At 64.5% G+C, this 3,203-nt stretch carries 3 protein-coding genes, 1 tRNA gene and 2 pseudogenes; 1 reads left to right on the top strand and 5 read right to left on the bottom strand.

All coding sequences use genetic code 11. From position 1 onward, the window contains the following. Positions 1–127 precede the first annotated feature (127 nt). Together KZA10_RS10490 and KZA10_RS10495 are read right to left on the bottom strand one after the other, a co-directional pair. Positions 128–301: pseudogene (locus tag KZA10_RS10490) on the bottom strand (citrate/2-methylcitrate synthase); the annotation flags it as partial. A gap of 4 nt (positions 302–305) precedes the next feature. After that, positions 306–821, bottom strand: a pseudogene (locus tag KZA10_RS10495) (oxaloacetate decarboxylase); the annotation flags it as partial. Here KZA10_RS10495 and KZA10_RS10500 point away from each other — a divergent pair. Continuing rightward, a complete protein-coding gene (locus KZA10_RS10500; RefSeq protein WP_256934700.1) occupies positions 778–1,104 on the top strand; it encodes a tyrosine-type recombinase/integrase in 327 nt (108 codons plus the stop codon). The pseudogene KZA10_RS10495 and the gene KZA10_RS10500 sit on opposite strands and share 44 nt — an antisense overlap. Here KZA10_RS10500 and KZA10_RS10505 read toward each other — a convergent pair. The 3 genes from KZA10_RS10505 to KZA10_RS10515 all read right to left on the bottom strand — a co-directional run bounded on the left by KZA10_RS10505 (position 1,076) and on the right by KZA10_RS10515 (position 3,011). After that, entirely contained in the window at positions 1,076–1,864 is a 789-nt protein-coding gene (locus KZA10_RS10505; protein ID WP_218682843.1) for a hypothetical protein, read from the bottom strand. The two genes, KZA10_RS10500 and KZA10_RS10505, sit on opposite strands and share 29 nt — an antisense overlap. 200 nt (positions 1,865–2,064) lie before the next feature. Next, positions 2,065–2,140, bottom strand: a tRNA-Asn gene (locus tag KZA10_RS10510). Between the two features lie 97 nt (positions 2,141–2,237). Beyond that, positions 2,238–3,011: an ATP-binding cassette domain-containing protein gene (locus tag KZA10_RS10515; protein WP_017830385.1), complete on the bottom strand. Its 774-nt coding sequence runs from the start codon at positions 3,009–3,011 to the stop codon at positions 2,238–2,240. Between the last annotated feature and the right edge of the window lie 192 nt (positions 3,012–3,203).

Consider the following 3,203-nt stretch of genomic DNA (forward strand, 5'->3'; position numbering starts at 1 on the left):
CAAGTCCCGCCTCACCCTCGTCACCGACACCGGACCCGAGGAGGTGAGCGACAACATCCTCGAACTCAGCGCCTGACCCAGCATCGAAGGATCACGAAACGGCTACACCACTACCGGGGACTTGACCAAGCTCGCCGTGCCACAGCAGGTACGCCACCGCCTCGAACGGCTGCATGGCGGCGAGCTCCTGCACCGGATAGCCGCGATAGAGCAGGCTATTGGTCTCGGGGTTGACCTTGCTGATCGCCGTGACGTCCGCGACGACGCCGGCGAGGCCCTTCTTGATCTCGGTCTCGCTCATCTGGTCACTCCTTCGTGATGGTGAAGTTGAACACTCCCGAGTCGAAGTGGTTGTGCGACTCGTAGTCGATCAGGTCGTAGAGGTCGGCGCGGTGCTGCATCTCGCCGAGCTTCGAGGTCAGGTGCCCCTCGTCGTTCAGCGTATCGAGTGCGCGGCCGGCGGCGCCCATCGCGATGCGCAGCAGCGACACCGGCCAGATCACGATGTTCACCCCGACGTCGCGCAGCTGATCGACCGAGAACAGCTCCGACTTCCCGAACTCGGTCATGTTCGCCAGGATCGGCACGTCGACGGCATCCCGGATCGCGGCGAACTCCGAAAGCGACCGCATCGCCTCGGGGAAGATCGCGTCGGCCCCGGCATCCGCCAGCGCCTTCGCGCGATCCTTCGCCGCCTCGAGGCCCTCCACCGCGGCGATGTCGGTGCGCGCCATGATCAGGAAGTTCTCGTCGCGCCGGGCGTCGACGGCGGCGCGGATGCGCTTGACCGCGGTGCCGGAGTCGACCACCGCCTTGCCGTCGTTCGACATCGCATCTCTGAAGCGCTACTACTTCAAGCCGGTGCTGAAGCGGCTCGGGCTGGAAGACTTCAGTTGGCACGATCTCCGCCACTTCTACGCGACGACGCTCGTCCACTCGCCGCGCTACTCAGACAAGCAGGTGCAGGAGTGGATGGGTCACGCGAGCTACGCGTTCACGTTGGATCGCTACGGCCACGCGCCCGAAGAAGAGATCGTTTCGATGCCGTTCGACGACATCTACGCAAGGTCTAACGTCACGCCGATGGAGCGCCGGGCCGTCTGACAAGGGCGCCCGACGTAAACCACTGCACAAGCGGCACGGTGAGCAACACAGCCGCCTCCGCCTCAGCCTGGGTCGGCTTGCGATAGCCGTTACCGCCGTGGCGACGTTCCTGGCCGACCCAGAGCGCCTCGGCCATCTTCACCGGAACATCCGCGTCCGGTGTCGGCAGATCGAGCTTCCAGTCCTTCTGTCCCTTCATCACGCTAATCATCTTCCCGAGAGTCGACTTGGAGTCCTTCGGTGTCACAACGTGTACTCCCGCCTCCTCGACCGCCTTGATCGACTTTTCATAGGCCTCTTCGGGATCGGGGTCTTTGCCGAACGCGGCGTGCCACGCTTCGGCGAGCAAAGTCCCCGCTGAACTCGAACCCTGGATGACCTCCGTTGCGGCCATGGCTACACCCTCAGGCACCCGCTTCTCGAGCGCCGCATTTCCATCACGCTCGGCGATTGTCCACTCAGATCCGCTCTCACTCAGGATCTGTTCGAGGAGTCCGAGAACTGTCTCTGCGTCTGACCTCTGCGAAGCGACGTAAACCAGGTAGTCGATGAAGTCGAGAAACTCGGCGGATCCCATCGACGAGAGCAGGTAAGCTGCTCCGCCCGAGCGATACCCGTCGACAAGGGATTTCTTGCGCCGCACCGCTGTTTCATAGTCCATGAGAATGGACACTCGTGGGCGCTTCTCTACGTTTCCCCAGTCGTTGAGGTACTCCTCCGCGCCGACATACGTTGCCCAAGCTAGAAGTTGTCTTTCCATCCATGAGGGCACGCCCGGGTGCAGAGCTTCAAGCTCCGCTGGATCTGCGCCACGTCGTTTCCAAGCCACATCACCATCTTGGCCGACCCTGCCGACAACTGGGTAAGGAGGAGCGCTGATTTCGCGCTGACCAGCGTACGTAGGCGGGAAAAGGAGAAGGCCCGGACACTGATTTTGCTCAGTAATTCCGGGCCTTCTATTGGCTCCCCGGCTTGGACTCGAACCAAGAACCTGCCGGTTAACAGCCGGCTGCTCTGCCAATTGAGCTACCGAGGAATGTGCACCGCTGAGCGGGCAACTCGACAAGCTTAGCAAACTCCGGGAGGTGTTCACGACACCGAGGCGCCGTTCGGGGATGCCGGGCGTGTCGGACTCAGTGCCGCGAATCCGACTCCGCGTTCGGCACCCAGAGCAGATCCTTGCCCACGCCACGGGCGACCACGTGCCCACTGCGGAGCATCAACGTCTCGGCATTCAGCTCGCGGATGAAGTCGGCGTCGTTGGTCACCAGGAGAGCGGCCATCGACTGCTCCTTGCGGCGACGGGTGATCGCATCGAAGACGACCGGCCGCACCTCGAGGTCGAGGTTCGCGAGCACCTCGTCGGCGATGAGCACCTTCGGCTCCAAGACGAACGACCGGGCGATCGCCACACGCTGACGCATGCCGGCACTGAGCTCATAGGGGAACTTCGCCGCCGTGCCGAGGGGCAGGTGCAGCTCGTCCAGCAGCGTCGCCACACGGATCGAGAGCGCCTTCGTGTTCACCCGACGCTCGCGGATGAGGATCGGCTCCGCGATCACCTCGTTCACGGTGAGCCGCGGCGGCAGGTCGGCGCCCGCACCCTGCGGTACGAATCCGGTGCGATAGGTGAGGATCCGGTGCTTGCGGCCAGGCCGGCGCACATCGACGCCGCACACCTGGGCCCTCCCTCCGACGACCTTGACCGAGGGATCGGTGGAGCCGGCGAGGGCGGCGACCAGCGTCGACTTGCCGGAGCCGGTGGGCCCAGCGACGCAGATCAGACCGCCGGGCGCGAGCGAGAAGGTGACGCCGTCGACGGCACGCGTCGGCATCCCGTGGCCGATGCGGTCGATCACCAGATCAGAGCAATCGATCGCGTTCGTGGATTCGGGCCTGCGGGACATGACTCCATCCTGCCCTCTGCGCGATGCCGGTCGGGGTTACGACTCGGCGAAGCGCTGACGCTCCGCATCGATGTCGCGCAACCGCATCCGCAGCGCGCGGCCTCCGTCGGAATCCGCGGGCACTCGCTGCACCGCGCCGAGGAACTCCTGCTTCTCGCGCTCGAGCTGACGGAGCACGAGTCGACGGGTGAG

This window comes from Microbacterium sp. BF1 (assembly GCF_019279095.1).
GTDB lineage: Bacteria > Actinomycetota > Actinomycetes > Actinomycetales > Microbacteriaceae > Microbacterium > Microbacterium maritypicum.

Coding starts and splice junctions, on each gene's coding strand:
- KZA10_RS10505 (WP_218682843.1), bottom strand. CDS start 1,864: ATGGAAAGACAACTTCTAGCTTGGGCAACGTATGTCGGCGCGGAGGAG.
- KZA10_RS10500 (WP_256934700.1), top strand. CDS start 778: ATGCGCTTGACCGCGGTGCCGGAGTCGACCACCGCCTTGCCGTCGTTC.
- KZA10_RS10515 (WP_017830385.1), bottom strand. CDS start 3,011: ATGTCCCGCAGGCCCGAATCCACGAACGCGATCGATTGCTCTGATCTG.